At 34.1% G+C, this 18,223-nt stretch carries 11 protein-coding genes; all 11 read right to left on the bottom strand.

The window, feature by feature from the left end:
• Positions 1-89: 89 nt before the first annotated feature.
• Positions 90-1,220 (bottom strand): chromate efflux transporter, encoded by a 1,131-nt coding sequence (chrA, locus tag H599_RS0103030; RefSeq protein ID WP_026712766.1) that lies wholly within the window; start codon positions 1,218-1,220, stop codon positions 90-92.
• Positions 1,210-1,641 carry a DoxX family protein gene (locus H599_RS0103025; RefSeq protein WP_026712765.1) on the bottom strand — a complete coding sequence of 144 codons (432 nt, stop codon included), beginning with the start codon at positions 1,639-1,641 and terminating at the stop codon, positions 1,210-1,212. The genes chrA and H599_RS0103025 overlap by 11 nt, the downstream gene beginning before the upstream one ends.
• A gap of 1 nt (position 1,642) precedes the next feature.
• Positions 1,643-2,116 carry a hypothetical protein gene (locus H599_RS0103020; protein ID WP_026712764.1) on the bottom strand — a complete coding sequence of 158 codons (474 nt, stop codon included), beginning with the start codon at positions 2,114-2,116 and terminating at the stop codon, positions 1,643-1,645.
• A gap of 85 nt (positions 2,117-2,201) precedes the next feature.
• A complete protein-coding gene (locus H599_RS0103015) occupies positions 2,202-2,996 on the bottom strand; it encodes an AraC family transcriptional regulator (protein ID WP_026712763.1) in 795 nt (264 codons plus the stop codon).
• A 55-nt stretch (positions 2,997-3,051) separates the two neighbouring features.
• Entirely contained in the window at positions 3,052-5,424 is a 2,373-nt protein-coding gene (locus H599_RS0103010) for a beta-L-arabinofuranosidase domain-containing protein (RefSeq protein ID WP_155960732.1), read from the bottom strand.
• Between the two features lie 238 nt (positions 5,425-5,662).
• Entirely contained in the window at positions 5,663-6,865 is a 1,203-nt protein-coding gene (locus H599_RS0103005) for a hypothetical protein (protein ID WP_026712761.1), read from the bottom strand.
• Positions 6,866-6,912: 47 nt separating this feature from the next.
• Complete coding sequence (locus H599_RS0103000; protein WP_035141076.1) at positions 6,913-8,262, bottom strand: vanadium-dependent haloperoxidase; 1,350 nt, start codon at positions 8,260-8,262, stop codon at positions 6,913-6,915.
• Positions 8,263-8,292: 30 nt separating this feature from the next.
• Complete coding sequence (locus H599_RS19125; protein WP_051590620.1) at positions 8,293-11,706, bottom strand: VCBS repeat-containing protein; 3,414 nt, start codon at positions 11,704-11,706, stop codon at positions 8,293-8,295.
• A 150-nt stretch (positions 11,707-11,856) separates the two neighbouring features.
• Entirely contained in the window at positions 11,857-13,512 is a 1,656-nt protein-coding gene (locus tag H599_RS0102990; protein WP_051590619.1) for a RagB/SusD family nutrient uptake outer membrane protein, read from the bottom strand.
• Positions 13,513-13,522: 10 nt separating this feature from the next.
• A complete protein-coding gene (locus tag H599_RS19120; RefSeq protein ID WP_051590618.1) occupies positions 13,523-16,912 on the bottom strand; it encodes a TonB-dependent receptor in 3,390 nt (1,129 codons plus the stop codon).
• Positions 16,913-17,051: 139 nt separating this feature from the next.
• Complete coding sequence (locus tag H599_RS0102980) at positions 17,052-18,167, bottom strand: FecR family protein (protein ID WP_026712758.1); 1,116 nt, start codon at positions 18,165-18,167, stop codon at positions 17,052-17,054.
• Positions 18,168-18,223 lie beyond the last annotated feature (56 nt).

The raw sequence follows: 18,223 nt of genomic DNA, 5'->3' as shown, positions 1-18,223 counted from the left end.
CAATCCTAAAACGGATCAATACAAAAAGCCATGAATAACTAAAAATAATTATTGGAATTTGGAATTTAAAAAATTGTATTTTTTTTCAATCAAATTAAAGCTAACAAATAACCCAGTAAAGAACCCCCAAGAACAACAAATGCGCTGTTTATTTTTTTGTAACCAAATGCAATTGCAATACTCAAAGCGGCTATAAAAATAGTTTTCCAGTCGGTAATAGTTTCTTTGCCCATAGCAATACAAACAGCAACAATAATAGCCACCGAAGCCACATTTACCGCATCTAAAAAAACAGAAAACATTTTTGAGTTTCGCATTTTCTTAACCAAAGGACTCAACAAGGCTACAAAAACAAAAGAAGACAGAAATATTCCGACAGTGGAAACAATAGCTCCTGAAAACCCATTAATTTGATAACCAATAAACGTTACCGAAGAAAAAACAGGCCCCGGTGTAAATTGACCAACAGCTATTGCGTCAATCAGTTGTTCTCTTGTTAAAAGCCCTGTTGACACCAACTCAGCATCCAAAAAAGCAAACAAAACATAACCGCTGCCATAAAGTATAGCTCCGATTTTTAGAAATATAAAAAACAGATTCGTGTTGGTTGCCGAAAGAAATACGGTATTGCTTATTTGCAAAAAAGTTAAAGGGAAAACACTATTCATATTTCCGTGCTTCCTATTCTGGATATAAGACAGAAACAAAGCCAGAAAACCCGCTCCAAACATCAGGTAAACTTCATTAAAATTCAATAAAGAACAGCTTAAAACGATAAGCCCAATAATTACCAGTTCGATTGATTTCAATGATTTTTTGGCTAACGGAAAAACAGCTGCAAGAATAATGGCAATAATGGCTGGTTTGATTCCATAAACAAAAGGCTGTACTTCCGGAATTTGTCCGTATTGTTTGTAAAGCCATGCAAAAATTCCTGTTATAAAAACAGCGGGCAAAATAAAACAAAGTCCCGCTACCAACAAACCTTTCCAACCTGCTTTTTCATGCCCAATATGAATGGCCATTTCAGTACTGTTAGGTCCGGGAATTAAATTGGTCGCACCTATTAGATCTAAAAAATGCTGTTCGCTGAACCATTTCCTCTTTACAACTACTTCTTCCCGCATCATTGCAATATGAGCTGCAGGACCACCAAAACCAATTATACCCAGTTTTAAAAAAAGCTTTGCCAGCTCTTTTAAGTCGGTCTTAATTTCCATTATTCATTAATCTTTTATCAAGTGACCAGAAACCACTGCCTTCGATTAATAAAAAAACACTACCTAAAAGCATCGCCCAATCGGTTCTGCTCCCGTGGAGCAATTCCCAAAATCCTTCTTCCAAATAAACTTCTGATTTTGTTGTTACCAATGCTACAAGCATAATTATAATTAAAGGTACACTCGCCAACCTTGAAAACAATCCGATTAGCAGTAACAAACCGCAAATGATTTCAAATGTCCCTACAAAACCACCCAAAAACTCCGGCGAAGGCAAGCCTATTTTTTCAAATCGCCCTGCACCACGGCTAGCGGGAAATAAAAACTTTTGAATTCCTTCTGATAAAAATACCGCTCCCACAATAAAACGAATAAGTATTGTAGTTTTAGAATCGCTGGTACTGATGATTTTTTCTAACATATTATTTTTTAATTGGTGATTGTCTGTCTGTTGGTGTTTTCACACTAAAATAAGGAACTTTTTCCATAGCGTGGCAATTGTTACAATTAACCGTTAAATCTTGAAAACTTTTATTGAATACTAAACTGTCTTTTTTTTCTAAGGATTTTTTCATTTCCGGCAAAACAGAGGTCAAAAAATATGCTGCCGATTTTGCTCTTTTAGGTCTTCGTTCCAATCCGTTTTCAATAGCTTTTTGTATCTTTTCCAATTGATATTCGGCATATTCCCAATTTTTATCCTGCCCCGCCCAATACAATTCCTGATAACGATATCCTGTTTCTACCATAGCATTATCAAAACCACGAAACTGATTTTCAATCTTTTCCAACTTTTGCTGCTCTGTCCCTACAATCCATTTTCCTTGTGCGGTTTCTGTATTTTGATTACAAGCTGAAAAAAGAACAAATCCTATTACTAACGAAAAATACTTCATACCTAATTCTATTTTATTGAATAGAGCAAAATTGATACAACAAAATAATATTCTACGGTATATTTGAAAATAACACGGTCTTTACTTATTCCTTGCGAAATAACTGTGGTGTTTTGAATGTATAACGTTTAAAATACTTTATAAAATGTGAACTATCATTAAACCCCAATGAAAAAGCGATTTCCGAAACCGTATTATCAGTATATAACAGCAATCGTTTTGCTTCATTGATAATACATTCCGACAAAATATCCGTAGCTGATAAATTAACGCTTTTTTTACAAATAGCGTTCAGATTCTGAGGGGTGGTATTCAACTGTTCTGCATAATGAGAAACGCTGTTTTTTAGCTCATCGGTTTTGCTTAACAAATCTCTGTAAGATTGAAAAAGATTAGTTGTCGTTTCTATTTTATTGATGAATGGATTTGCTGTTTCAAAAATTTTAGCAAACAAGGCTTTCAATAATCCTTCTACAATGGTAAAATTATTTTCTTTGATAAGTAATTCAAAAAGCTGCTCAATGGTTTCGTTTTCTTTTGGCTGTAACGAAACCAATCCACTCAATTTAGAAAGCAGTTTTTTTAATTCGTTATCATAACTTTCTTCGACAAACTCTTTTTTAATGATAAGCACATAACCTTCCGGAACACTCTGAATATCCCAATGATGGATTTGCTCCTTTCGAACAAAAAAGAAAATAGGCGGTTTAATTTGAAAAGTAGTATGATCAATATGATGCGTTCCATCACCTTTTGACAAGTAAATAATTTCAAAATAGCTTTTATGTCTGTGCACTTCGGTTTTCCTAATGTCTTTTTTAAAAGGAGCTACCTTGATAAACGTATCGCTATCAATTTTATTTTTTATCGCAATTTTCAATTTCAAATCGATTAGAGCCTTTAGAAAAATTATTTACAGAAAATTTTCAGTTCATCTATTTCATCAAACGTACTTCGTAAATACCCGTAATGGACGAATTAGATTTCGCCTGGAATTTTACTTCCAGCAATTTTGGATTTGACTTTAAAATTTCAGCAGGAATTGCAATCATTTTATCAATAAACTGATTGCCTTCTTTTCCATCCATTGCTATCGAAGCAACCAGAACAGAATTTAAATAAACATCAAAATTTCTGTTTTTATCCGAACCAAAATAAGTGATTCTTACATTACGTGCTTCCCCTTTTGGGTTTTTCAATTCGTAACTAAAAAATCCTGTTCCGTTTCGGTAATGACGCTCTTTATAAATTCCTGTATCGGTTTTTTCTCCCTTAAAATTATGATCATTTTCGGGTTGTTGTTCACCGGCAGTAACTAAATCTACTGTTACCGCTTCTAATTTCATTTTAGCCGCTTCTCTTTCTTTTATTGCTGCCTGTAATTCCGGTAATTTTTCTTTTGTGGTATAAGGCCAATATAACATATATCGGGCATCGTGGATTTCGAAAAAAGGAATTAGTTTTAAATTCTTAAACTTGTCCTGATACGTAATGTCTGAAACCGAAAAACTAAAAGGCTGGCTTTTTATTTCTTTCAATGATTGCGCTAAATCATTTTTATTTGAAACTAACATTGGCGCTTCTTCAATTGGATAGATAGGCCCGCTGGCAATATGCCCCATTCGGCTGCCGTCGGCTCTTAAACCATTTAAATCCGCGGTATCTGTAACGGCAGCCAAAACAATTGGTCCATGTACAAAGGAAACCCAGGCTGATTTATCCGGTAATTGTTCTGCGGAATTATGCATAGGCAACACAATCGAAATCACATCACCCGATTTCCATTTTCGATTAATCGAAACATACGAATTCGCATCTTTCTCAATCGCAACTTCCTTTCCATTAACTTTAATTTTTAATGCTCCATTAGTTACCCAGGAAGGATATCTGAATTTAACAGCAAACTTTTGCGCTTTTTTCAAATCCAACATAAAAGTGGATTGTTCTTCAAAAGGAAACTTCGTATTCTGAGTAACTTTTAACCCTTTTTCTTTCCATTCCAAAGTGGAAGGAATAAACAAATTCACATACAAATTAGTAGCATCATGAGCATAAATCATTTCGCCATATTTTCCGTGATTTTCCAATCCGGAACCCACACAACACCAAAAAGATTCCTGCGGCTCCGAATACACCCGATAATGACGCGGACGAATAGGTGTAAAATACACAAATCCCCCATCGGGATGTTGTGACGACAAAATATGATTGTAAGTGGTGCGTTCGTAATAATCCATGTACTTTGCCTGCGGATGCGCCAGAAACAAATGCTTACTCAACTTGAGCATATTGTAACTATTACAAGTTTCCGGACCTTCCCGGGATTCTAACATGGACGAGAAATCATTTTCCGGATTAAAATGTTCTCTCACACTGTTTCCTCCTATCGAAATGGTTCGGTTTTCGACTACGGTATTCCAAAAAAAGTTAGCTGCATCCGCCCATTTCGCATCACCACCTGCTTCGGCAACCCGCATGAAACCAATTACTTTAGGAATTTGGGTATTGGCATGCATTCCGTTCAACTTATCCTCATCCTTTAATAAGGGATCTAAAATAACCTTATGCGAAAATTTTTCAGCTAAAACCAAATATTTTTTGTCTCCGGTAAAATCAGCTACGTCAGCCAACACTTCGTTCATTCCGCCATGTTCGCTTTTTAGCATCATCTGGATTTGCTCATCAGACAAATTCGCCGTCAATTTCAAACACCAATCTGATAAATGAATCAGCATTTTTTTAGCTTTTTCATTCCCCGTTAAACGATAGGCATCGTCCAATCCGGCAAAAATTTTGTGAATATTATACCAAGGCACCCATTTCCCATTTAACGAAAAACCTCCTGCATCAATCTTGCCTTTAGCAATATCAGCCCATAAAGCTTTGCTTCCCGGCACACCACCAATGTAACCGTCTCCATTTTTTATCTGGCATTTTTCCAAATTATCCAGCATATAATCCAGACGCTCTTTTATTTGTGGATTTCCCGTTGCGGCATACATCTCCGACAAAGCCGACACATAATGTCCGCCAATATGCCCATCGAGCCCCGTATTTTCCCAGTTGCCGTAATTGTCTTTTAAAGGCGTAATCCCTGCCTCTTTTAAATACGGTGCCAATAATCGGTCGGCATTGAGTTCTAAAATGTATTTCATATCGGTTTGTTGTGCCTTTTGAAAAGGACTTTCCAACAAACGAACCGAGGACAATGGAAAACTTTGCAATTGTCCTTGTTGCCCATAAGCAGCAATACTTAAAGTAACTAAAACAACCGACCACAGATTGTTTTTTGTTTTTTTCAATATCATAATTTTTAGTTTAGGTTAATTTTAAGAAAAAACAAATACTCCCTTAGCTGTTTTTCAAATTCCGGTTATATAATTAAATCTTAACTTCTTATCAAAAAAAACAAAAAGCCTGAATTAACAAATGTAAAAAAAACATTTATTAATTCAGACTTTATAAAACAAAAAACTTTTTTAAAAATTAATTACCATGACCCAAATTTTGATCTAACACCGCATTCATGTTAATATTGATTTTGCTTTATGGTTTAATTTTCATTGAGACCTTCATTTTTTTTGCCAAACCAAATCTATAGGAATAACCAACATTGATAGAGTAATCAGCAAAAGCGGCATCACCCTGAACGTGTACATATTTGCTTGGATCTGTGATTACTGAATTTTGGAGATTTTGACTCGCAATATCAGCGGCACTCTGAATACGGTTTTTTACCACATTATAAGGGATAAATAAACTAAAGCCATGTTTTCCCAATCGATATGAGAAGCCGTATTCAACTGCAATAACATTTCCAGGACGACGATAAGCCACTTGTCCGCCAAAGGCATCATACGCTGGAATACCTTCAAATCTTCCTGCTAGTGATACCATGAAATTTTCTTTTTTGTCTACTGCGGCCATGAATCCTGCACGTCCAAAATATTGGTCAGGGCTTGCGTAAATTTCATACCCTTCCAGTCCTGATTTTGGTGCTGATTTAAAAGTACCATTCGATTCTCTTGGGTTAAACAAATAATAGCCATTTACAAATCCATATAAGCGCCCAGTCAATTTTCTGAATGCCTGTAATTCTACTGAAACTCCAATACCGCCGTCACCAGGTTGAATGGCTTGATCCATAACTACATTCTTAATTGTTCCGTCAGTTTGTGGTGCATCATCGGTTTTGTCATGACTTCCGTTATTTAATTTTACACCTAAGCCTAACATTATATTTCCTTTGTCTGCTTTTATTGGATCAATAAACCAATAGTTGATACTTAATCGGGCATCAGCAATTCCATTTGCATATACACTATAGCGTAATGTATTGATTACGGGTGTTTTTTGTCTTAGTACTTGTGAACGCTCATTGTTTACATAAGGTAAAGTAGCGTTTAACTGAATACGGTCTGTTAATCCGTAAGAAATATTTAAATCGACAGCATGGGAATAAATATTCACCGCATTACCTCTTTCTTTGCCATTTGCATCATGCCCTCCTCCGGTTGTTTGGCGGTGTAACTGTTCTTCTGTACCTACAAAATGTCTCCAGGAATGAAAATAGCGGTAATTTACTCCTACTTGAAACTCCCCTTTGTCTAAATTATAAGAATTGGAAGAATTCATATTTTGCCCCCCCATTTGGCGAACAGCCACACAACCTTGAGCCGTAATTTTTTCTGCTTGGAAAGTGATTAATATAAAAAAGAATACTGTGTGTAATGAGGATAATTTTTTCATGTTTTTGCATTAGTTTTTTTGTATTGTAATTGCTTCGCAGTTCTACCTCACAGCTTGCGTTTAACCCGATTCATCTCAAGCTTACTTACGATGTAATGCCCTAAACTTCTTCCTTGCAGTATTCCATTTTCAACAGCAGATCTGTAATGTATTCCTCCGTACATTCTACTCATCGCAGCTTCATTTGCAGCTTGATTAAAAGAATTAAAACTTCGAACTGGGATACCAAACTGCATTTCGGTATCATCATCAAATTGAAAATTATCCCCAAAAACATCGGTCAAGACTACTGCAGCTGCACCAGAAACAACACTATGACCACTTGAGTATTCTGGAAAAGGAGGCGTTTGTAATAATGGTTTCCAGTTTTGATCGATATATTTATTGATTAGCGTTTCTGGCCTTACTACATTACTTCTGTATTTTTCATCCCAACAACTGATGAATCCATCTGCTATGGCTAGAGCAGTTTTGGTATAAGCATACACAGTTTGGTCAAAATTATAATTGGCTTTTTTACAAGCAATTTTAGCAATTCCAATCCAATGAGCTCCAGGTGTAATTTTTTTCACTGCATACATCATGTGTCCATGTGTAACAGAAACATAAGGATTACAATCCCAAAAACGGGCTGTTTTAATTCCAACACAGGTATCTCCTTTTTTTACAATATCATTTCCGATATCATATACTTCTTTTAATTCTTTATAAAAAAGACTGCCTTTATCTAAAGAATACTTTGGAGGTGGAGGAGGAGCAAATTGATTGGCAGAATCGATTACAAAAGTTCTAATTTTACTCCAATGTGGTTCAATTCCGTCCATGTAGGCAGGTGGAGTTGGTTGCCACTTTGATGGATCATTGGTTCTAATGGTATATTTAGGCATTGATCTAGTTTCTTTGTAATGATCTTTACTTAGCCATTTTTTTATATGACTGGCCACTTCTAAACCGTATTCTTTAGCATTATTAAATTCGACTTTATTAGTGTTTTCCCACTTGGTATATAAACTATCTCTATACTTCACTATTGGTTCTTCAGAAAAAATCATTTCCTTACTCACATCAATATAAGCAACTAAAGCGGCTAACTGAACATTCAAATGGCCTTTGGATTTATCATAATTAGGAATTGGAGTCAATCCAGATAATTGTCCGCTTAATGATTTAAAGTCTTTATTATTGGTTGCTATAATTTCATATGCTGCGACATTAGGATAAGCAAAAATTCTGCTGGCAACAGGTGGCGAAAAAATATCATGAATCATTACATTAATAATTTGATCCATTGAATTATGATAATTATCTGGTGTAATTACAATTGATTTATCCTCTTTTTTGCAACCCAAAAACAGAATCATTACAATGAATAGAGCGGTATGTTTTATAAATTTCATTCTTTTTAAATGTTTAAGATTTAAAATATTCTATTTTGTAACTCCATTATTTAATGGATTGTTTTTGTTTAAAAACTCAATAGTTTGCATTTTGTCATCATTCTTTGATAGGACTATATTAAGGTGTTTACCTCCTTTTAATACTTTCATATCTCTCACATCACCACTAAGCCAAACGCCTAATTTATTTGTGTCCATTGGAGTAAAATTGCCTTTTCCATTTCCTTTCAGCAACAATCCTTTTGCAGCATCACAAGGCCCATATTGTACCCTGAAAGGATAATAATTCCCTGAAATAAGAATGTCAAGAATACCATCTCCAGTAAAATCATGTACAACTATTCCTTGTACTGCAGAGAACTGTGCATTTATTGGCAAAGGATGAATTTTAAAACCATTTCCGGTATTTTCTAAATACAAACTTTGGAGTTGATTGACACTGAAATGATTCGCTTTTTTTAATTGATCTGATGACAGTACATCATCCAAAGTTGCCGATGCATATTTATTATAGGTTAAGAATTTCTTTTTCAAGAATGGAAAAGCATCTTGCATTTCATCTAAGGAAGCAATAGGATATCTTTTTCCTTGTATATAAGTACTAATAACCGTATTTAAAAAGCCATCTCCTCTAAAATCCCCTACATAAGCTTCTAACGGTTCTTTTTCAGAAACTTTAAAGGGAACATTTAATCCTAAATTCCCAACAATAAAATCTAAATCTCCATCTCCATCCATGTCTGCTTTTTCAATACTCTGCCACATTCCATTAGTATTTGCGAGATTAAATTCTTTTGTTTTTTCAGTTAATTTCCCTTTTTCATTAATGAAAATCCGAATTGGCATCCATTCACCAATTAAAATTAAATCTAATGATTTATTATTGTCAATATCTGCCCAGATTGCTCCAGTAATTAATCCAGCTTGTCTTAAAGCAGGGTTTACATCCTTTGTTACAACAGTAAATTTGACTGCTCCAGTTTTAGGATTACTATCATTTCTTAAAATCCCCCCTAATGTACTTAATGGATAATTCCCGGAAACATTCCCCCCGCCTACAAACAAATCCTCGTCGCCATCGCCATCATAATCTCCTGCTGCAACACAACTCCCATTAGAATAGGCTTCGGGTAAGGCGCCCTGAGGGGCTTGTTTAAAATTCCCTTTACCTGTATTGATATAAAGTCGATCCATTAATTGAGGCGCACCTGATGTGAATTCACTTCCACCACTAACAACATATATATCTTTATCTCCATCACCATCAGCATCAAAGAACACTGAACCAGTTGTCTCAAAATTTTTATCTTTTTCAAAACACTCATTATTTGATTTATAAAATTTTCCATCAGGTCTCGATAAAAACAATTGGTCACTTTGTCCGGCAGCCCCTCCTATAAAAACATCATCAATACCGTCGTTATTAATATCCGAAACGGCCATTTTGGAACCTGATTTTGAGCTTTGTTTCAACGTAAGACGATCTATTTTAAATTCAATATAATCATTTTCATGATGGATAAAATCAAGACCTAAAGAGGTTGTAACATCTTTAAAGTAAGCTTGTTCAACTGTGTCTGGTTTTTCTATATCAAATTTAACTTTGTTTTGATCAAATACTAAAAGACTATTTAACTTAACATTTTTACTAATAGATATTTTCCCATCTGGCCATTGAATTTTTAAATCTGCTTTTTTTGATTTTCCCAGTCCAAAATAAAGAATAGGATCAACAGAAGATTGAAATCCACGAATGGTGTAATTTTCAATAAATTGTGTTGAAGAGTCGGTTGTTATCCAAATTTTTGCTCCCAGTCCATTCGTATTTTTACCTTTACCTTTTAATTTAATTCTGATAAAATTATTTTTTTGACTCTCTACTGTGTTTTTATAGACTCCAACGGCTTCATTCGAATTATTGACAATTAAATCTAAATCTCCATCATTGTCTAAATCAGCATAAACCGCACCTGCAGAAACATTAGGATTCGACAAACCCCATTGATTGGTCTTGTTTTCAAAAGTAAGATTACCATTATTTTTGTAGATATAATTGGAAACTTTTGATGAGGGCATCTTTTTTACTAAATCATAAATAAGACTTGAATAAGCTCTCTTACCATTATTGTCAAATAATTCTCCACCGCCATTTGCTCTTACTTTCTCCATGGCGTCATTGACTTCATACTTCATGAAATCTTTATTGGTATAATCCCGTAAATAACCATTGGTGATAAAAATATCTTTTTCACCATCACTATCAAAATCAGCGATAAGTGACGACCAACTCCAATCTGTATTTGAAATTCCTGCTAATTCCCCAATTTCACTAAATACAGGAACACCCTCTGCATCATTCCCTTGATTCAATTGCAACATATTACGCATTTGCTGTTTGTGATAACTACTATCAACCGCTAATTGGTATCGATCATATTCATCGGGACCTTTTAATAATTGTTGCCTAAAATTATCCTCTGGCAGCATATCTAAAGTAATCAAATCAACAAGACCATCGTTATTCAAGTCTGAAGCATCATTACCCATAGAGTATTTTGAAATGTGACCAAATGATTTTTTAGTAGCGTCTAGAAAAGTCCCATCTCCTTTATTGAGATATAAAAAATCTTGTTCATCATAATCATTAGTAACATAAATATCTGGCAGACCATCTTGATTGAAATCACTTATTGCAACCCCCAATCCAAAATTTAAACCACTTCCATAAATCCCAGCAGTTTCACTAACATTTATAAAATGTCCATTGTCATTTTTATACAAAGAATTTCCAAAATAAGGGTGTCTTGAATTTCTTAATTTGGTACTATTGTAAAAAGGAGAGTAAAAAGTTTTAGAATGGTTTAATAAAAACATATCTAAATCTCCATCAAGGTCATAATCAAAAAAGGCGGCCTGAGTACTAAAACTTCCCGGTGCATCCAGACCATATTCTGCGGCTTCATCAACAAATGTTGGTACATTATCCTTGTTATTCCCTTTGTTTATAAACAATTGATTTTTACGATCTTCTTTAGTCCCTAAACCAGAATAACAAACATAGATATCAAGTAGCCCATCTCCATTAACATCTGCCACACTTGTTCCTGTTTTCCACCCTTTTTTACCTCCAACACCAGCTAATTGAGTAATATCTTCAAATTTAAAATCCCCTTTATTAATATAAAGCTTATTTTCAACAGCATTCCCAGTTAGGTAAATATCAACCAAGCCATCATCATTAAAGTCTCCAACACCGACACCTCCTCCATTGTAAAGGTATTCGTATTGCATTATGTTTAATGATTCTGTTTCTGTAATTGTATTTACAAATGTGATACCTGTTTGATCTGCATCTAAACTTACAAATAAGGTAGTTTCTTTGTTTTTACAAGCTGTAATGACTAAAAAACAACTTAAGATTAAAAGGGTATTTTTTTTTTTCATTCTCTACATATTATTAAATAACAGTCAATTTACATTAATTTATTAGAATTCGAATGACAAGTTTAGCTATATAAAGCCTTTTATTTGACGTTAATATTAAAAAAAGCTGCGAATAGAATATTCGCAGCTTTTTATTTTTTATTTAAAAAACTACCATCCATTAATTTGCTTTGCAGCAGGATTTTTATCTCTTTCACTTTGAGGTATAGGCAAAACATATAATCTTTCTGGAAAACTACGTGTTTCTACGATTTGCTTTTGATATGAAAAACTTCCATCAAGATTCTTTGTTATTTTCATACCATAGACAGGCTTTCCATCTAATAAATTTTGAGCAATTTTCCATCTTCTTATATCGAAGAATCTATGCTCTTCAAAAGCTAATTCTATACGTCTTTCATTTCTAATTTTTTCACGCATTACACTCTTACTCAATCCTGCTGGTAAATCAGGATTGGTAATTCCTGCTCTTTGACGTATTTCTTTAATCGCATCATAAACAGAAGCATCTGGTCCTACAGCTTCATTTTGAGCTTCAGCATAGTTTAGCAATACTTCAGCATATCTTATAAATATCCAATCTTGATCACTTGAACGCGAATAAAGAGACAATGTTTCATCATGAAATTTACGTAGAAAATATCTCGTAAACTCAAAAGCACCTGGATCACCTTCTCTTCCTCCTTCAAACATTTCAATTACTCTTCCTCTAAAAGTAGATCCGTTATGTACAACTGTAGCCTCAAATCTAGGGTCTAAATTCACGTACGGATTGTTAGGGTCAAAAAGAGATGATGTTGCTTGTGATTCTCCATCAGCCATATCATAAGAATCTACAAAATTTTGGGTTACTAAATTACCTCCCCATCCACCATCACTAGTTCCTTTAAATGTATTTGGACTATTGTATACATCCCAACCAGCGTTAGGAGTTCCTCCAGCATTAGTTTGATGAGTTTTGTCTGGACCTTGGAATTTTTTAGCAAAAATAATCTCATCATTGTTTTTTACTAGAAATAACTTTCTATAATCTGGATAAAGTGTATATCCTACAACTAATTTTGCTGCAGCAGCAGCCTCTGCCCAGCGTTCTGCATAAAGCAATACTCTACTTTTTAATGCATAAGCCGCTCCTGAAGTTGCTCTTCCAGCTTCTATATTTCCTTTAGATGGAAGTAAGGATACTGCTTTATCTAAATCACCAATAATAAAATTCACGACATCATCATAACTAGATCTGTTAATTTGCAAATCATCATCCAATGTTAGAACTTTATCTATAATTGGTACCCCAGTTGGATCAGCTCCTGTAGACTTGATACCGTATAACCTTAATAGTTCGTGATAACAAAATGCTCTTAAAAAATGAACTTCTCCTTTAAGTCTGTTTCTAAGCACCTCATCTTGAAGACGGTCTAGATTTTCTAAAGCTAAATTTGTTTTACGAATCAATGCATAATAATCACCCCAAGTTTGCCCCCAAGGCACATTATCAGGTGTAAATTGTGCGTTTTGAAGAACAGTAGAATGCGTCCAACCCATACTTACATCTCCATCGTCAGTACATCCGTCTAAAAGGTAAAGTCCTTTAGCCCATCCATCATAATTACGATCAAATCCAGATTGCATTCCTCCATAAATACCATTAACAAATTGAATTGCTCCTTGTGGATCCGACCATACTAATTCTTCAGTAAGTGAGTCTTTAGGTGTTTGATCTAATATATCGCTACTACAGCTAAACAACATTGTAATGCACATTAAAGTACATCCAAATTGTATTATATTTTTAATTTTTCTGTTCATTATAAATAATTTAAAAATTAACGTTTAAACCTATATTCCAAATTCTTAACTGTGGATATCCCCAACCCCTACCTTGGCTGTTTTCAGGATCGAAGTCTTTAATCTTTGTTATTGTAAATACATTATTTGCATTGACATAAAGACGAGCGCTATTAATTAGATTTAGTTTAAGTAATTTTACTGGTACATTATAGGCTATTTCTACATTTTTAAGACGTAAATATGACGCGTCTCTTAGCCAAAAAGTAGATCCTCTACGATTTTGTGCCCCATCTAATAAAACACGCGGTTCACTAGCATCAGGATTATCAGGAGTCCATCGGTCTAAATTATGCACATAAGCAGGTCCTGTCCCTAAAAAGAAAGGTACAGATGCTTCGCCACCATAAGATTGTTTTATTTTTCCTGCGCCTTGAAATAGACAGGATAACTCTAAATTTTTATACTGTATACCAAGATTAAATCCATAGATAATTTCAGGCGTAAACGAACCACCAATTATGGTTTCATCGTATCTATCCACTACACCATCTGGCACACCATCTGGACCATTGATATCGGCATATCTAATATCACCAGGCGCTAATACATCATTAAACTGATGCGGAGCATTATCTATCTCCTCTTGAGATTGAAAAAGACCTGTAGCTATCAACCCTTGTTGTGACCCAATAGGATTTCCCGTTCTTCTTATCAGCAGATTGTCGGACGCTGGTTCATCTATAAAAACAATTTTATTTTTAGTATAAGTAAAATTTCCATTAATGGTATAACTTAAATTATCACTAATATTATTTTTATGTCCCAACTCAATTTCAAATCCTCTGTTGTTTACTTTAGCTAAATTTTCAACTGGTAAAGATGCACCTAAAAGAGCAGGAACAGAAAGATTTCGTTGTCCTAAAATATCACTTCTTTTGTCACTAAAATAATCGAAGTTTAGAGATAGTTTGTTATTAAACAATCTAGAATCAAAACCAATATTTAATTTTTTTACTGTTTCCCATGTTACATCTGGACTAGGTAAACGCCCTTCAGCAATTGCTTGTTGTACATCTGCATCACCAAAAACAGCATTACCGTTTGCATTAAAAGATTGTAAATAAAGGAATCTTTGTTCTTGATTATTAATTCTTAATCGATCATTTCCTAAAATACCATAAGATCCTCTTAGTTTTAACAAGTTTATTGGTTTTACATTTTGTAAAAAATCTTCTTTAGAAATTACGTAAGCAAAAGATCCTGAAGGAAAGTACCCCCATCTATTTCCTGGAGCAAATTGTTCGGATGCATCTGCACGAAAACTGGCTTCTAAAGTATATTTTTCATTGTAAGTCCAATTCACCCTACTAACTATACCTTGTCGTCCACTACTACCAGAATAACCACCATTTTCTCTAGTAGAAGCATTACCATAATTCATTTCGTCAATACCCAACTTAAATTCCTTTCTTCTAGCACTTAAAAAATTCCATTTTTCTCCCGTTTGGGTATATAAAACTAATCCTGTAAAATCATTATTTCCTATCTTTTTTTTGTAATTTAAATGCGCTTCGTAGGTAATGGATTGATAATCATTATGATCTTCATATAGAGATGATGCACCATCTGCTCCATATGCACTTTCTTCAAAAGTTCCATCAGCTTTATTTATAGTATAAAAAGGGATTTTAAGAAAAGACCAATTCTTATTGTCTGTAAATGTTTTGTCATATGAAATAATTCCCTTGACAGAAAGTCCATCAATAGGCAATTGCTGCTCTAATTGTATACGACCTTGAAATACTTGATTTCTTTTTCTTCTATATCCATTATCTGATAAAGTTAAATAAGCTGGCCCACTTGAATACCCCCCATTTGAAAATTTTATTGGTGCTAAATCTGGTTTAGCAGAAACTAACCATCTAAATACTTCTTCACCAGCAACAGAATTAATTTTCTCATCTCTACCAGAAACATCAAAAGATAGTTTAGTTGTATTGGTTACATCAGCATCAATATTGGATCTAAAATTAACCCTTCTAAAATCATCTGAATCTAGAAGCCCCTGTTGATCCAAAAGACTAATGGAAGTAGCATATCTTATTTTATCTGTACCTCCATTAGCAGACAAACTACTTGTTCTTATCGGTGAAGTTTTCTTTAGTACAGACATCCAATTTACATCTGGATGAGTATCTGGACTGCTCCCGTCTTTAAACTTTTGAAGATCACTATCAGAATATACAATTGGATCTCCATTATTCACACGAGCTTCATTATATAGTTTAGCATATTCGTAGGAGCCTAAAAACTCTGGTTCTCTTGTTCTTTCTTGAATACCAAAGTTGGAAGAAAAACTAATTTGCATTTTTCCTTCTTTTCCTCTTTTTGTAGTAACCATAATAACACCGTTACCACCACGGACACCAAAAACAGCCGCACTTGCAGCATCTTTTAATACAGAAAATGAAGCAATCTCGCTAGAGTTAAGTTGTGAAAAATCTCTAGCAGAGCGAACTATACCATCTATAACATAAATTGGACTTGCATCACCAGTAGTACCAACACCTCTAATAAAAACATCTGAATCATCTCTACCAGGCTCACCAGTTGTTTGTCTAGCAATAATACCCGTTGCCTGACCTACTAAAGCGTTACTAATATTTGCTGTAGGATTTTTAGCAATTTCTTTTTGGCTAATTTCAGAAACAGAACCTGAAATTTTACTACGTTTTTGCTCCCCGTAACCAATAACTACAACTTCCTCTAGTTTAGAAACATCTTCAATTAATGATACATTAATTATTTTTTGTCCTGAAACTGAGATTTCTTTTGATACATATCCAATATAAGAAATTACTAAAACATCAGTATCTAAAGCAGTAATACTATAACTCCCATCTAAGTCTGTAGTGGTACTTTTACCTGAGCTTTTGACAAGTATTGTTGCTCCAGGCAATGACACTCCTTGTTCATCAGTTATTTTACCTTTGATTATGATATCAGCACTTGTAGACTTTAATTGTTCTATTTCCCGTTGATTTTCATTTAAGGCATTTCCTTTTTGCAATACAATTTGATTACTAACTACTGCATAAGTAATATTTAGTGGTTTTAATATTCTTGAAAGTACTGCCGACAATACCTCACCCTCAGCTTTAACACTTACTTTTTGATCAAAAGGAACCATTCTGGAGTTATACGAAAACTTCACATCGGCTGATTTACCCAGTTCTTTCAAGGCATTATTTAAGTTCATATCTGTTATAGATATGGTAACTTTTGTATCTAATTTTCCCTGTCCATTTAGGCTATTTGCTGTGGCAACAGTCGAAAAAATGAGTGCTAATACAAATTGATATAATGTCATCTTCATGAGTCGGATTAGTAATCGTTGTTTTACTACGGTTTTTTTCATAATTTTGGTTTGTTTTGATTAATACTATTTTGAGGGTATTTAAGAAACATTTCAAACTCACTTTACAGAGTGAGAATGAAGCTTTATAGCGTCGATTGTATTGCAGTACATCGACGCTTTTTTTATTTATTTTATATAACTAATTACATCCTTTAGACAAAATGGTTATTTGATTTCCATTCATGGTATAACTGGAATTATTCCCTATACTTTTGCAAATAATTTTCAATTTTTCAGGCAAGGGTTGGTCACTTAACGAAGTCGTTAAATGGCATTTTTCAAATTCCTGTTTTGGAAAATCTATTTCTACTGAATAAGCTTGCTCAATTGTTTTAAAAATCTGTGCAACCGGTATATCCGTAAATTCAAAACTCAACTGCTCAATACTTTTTACTGAGTTTCGTAGCGACTTATCTATAGTTATATCAGTAATTTTATCAAAAGTCTGATTCTTACGTTCAAATCGAAGTGCCTGATTAGGCAACAACACAATTTCTTTTTGATTTGATTTACTACTTCCTTTTTCCGAATTCACTTTTACCTTTCCTGTTCGTACCAAAATCTCTACATCAGATTGATTTTCATAAGCTTTAATCCGGAAACTGGTTCCTACTACTTTAGTAACAATCTCATTAGCATGAACAAAAAAGGGCTTTTTTGGGTTTTTACTAATTTCAAAAAAAGCTTCTCCGGATAAAAAAACCTTGCGTTCATTTCCTGTAAAAATTTTAGGATAACTTAATTTACTTTTAGGCTGTAGTAATACCGAACTTCCATCAGAAAGAGTCACAATTTGAGGCCTGTTAGAATTATTAATTTGTTCCAATAAACCATCTTCATCAAGACCTTTTACAATTTGACTGTAATCATAATACAATTGTTCAGCAGCGAAATACTTGGTATAAGTATAAAAAGAAAGTAACCCAATAACAAAAATGGCAGCTATTTTTCTGAACCACCCTGTTTGCCATAATTGGATAAGCTGAATTTCCATTTTACTTTCCCGTTCTCTTTTCTCAATTTCCATCCAGGCATTTTGCAAAGCAACACCTACCTCTTCCTGAGACAAATCATCATTTGGCACTTTCATAGCAAGCAACCACAAACGGGCTTCTTCTACCAATTTAGCTCTTTTGGGATGTTCTAAGGTCCATTCTTCCCAACCATCAACATTTTTTTGAGAGCGCATCCATAAACAAAATGATTCGTCTGCCAAAAAGTCTTCTACTTCCCTATATTGATTTCGTTCTTTCATTTTTAAAGTATTTCTGCTATCTTAAAGGACAGCATCAAAATTACATACTCACTAAT

This window comes from Flavobacterium daejeonense DSM 17708 (genome assembly GCF_000425425.1).
In the GTDB taxonomy this organism is placed as follows: domain Bacteria; phylum Bacteroidota; class Bacteroidia; order Flavobacteriales; family Flavobacteriaceae; genus Flavobacterium; species Flavobacterium daejeonense.
This window is presented reverse-complemented; position numbering and strand designations above follow the sequence as displayed.